Genomic DNA, 450 nt, shown 5'->3' with positions numbered 1-450 from the left:
CTGCTGGTCAATGGAAGCTCCGGCATCGCCGTCGGCATGGCCACCAACATCCCACCGCACAACCTGCGCGAGGTCGCCGACGGCGTCCAGTGGTACCTGAAGAACCTGCAGGCCAGCCGGGAGGAGCTGCTGGAGGCGCTGCTCGAGCGGATCAAGGGGCCCGACTTCCCCACCGGTGCGCAGATCCTGGGCACCAAGGGCATCGAGGAGGCCTACCGCACCGGCCGCGGCTCCATCACCATGCGCGCCGTGGTCAACGTGGAGGAGATCCAGGGCCGCACCTGCCTGGTGGTCACCGAGCTGCCGTACCACGCCAACCCGGACCGTCTGGCGGTCAAGATCGCCGAGCTGGTCAAGGACGGCAAGGTCAGCGGGATCGCAGATCTGCGCGATGAGTCCTCCGGCCGCACCGGTCAGCGCCTGGGGATCATCCTCAAGCGCGACGCCGTC

1 protein-coding gene is annotated in these 450 nt (G+C 68.4%); it reads left to right on the top strand.

All coding sequences use genetic code 11. The features are described 5' to 3' along the window. Positions 1–450, top strand: a 450-nt coding sequence (locus MWC30_RS21930; protein WP_272495892.1) for a DNA gyrase subunit A, incomplete at both ends; no start/stop codon positions are given.

This window comes from Desulforhabdus sp. TSK, from assembly GCF_022836495.1.
Lineage (GTDB): Bacteria > Desulfobacterota > Syntrophobacteria > Syntrophobacterales > Syntrophobacteraceae > Desulforhabdus.
The sequence above is the reverse complement of the archived record's forward strand: the minus strand, read 5'-3'. Positions and strand labels throughout refer to the sequence as shown.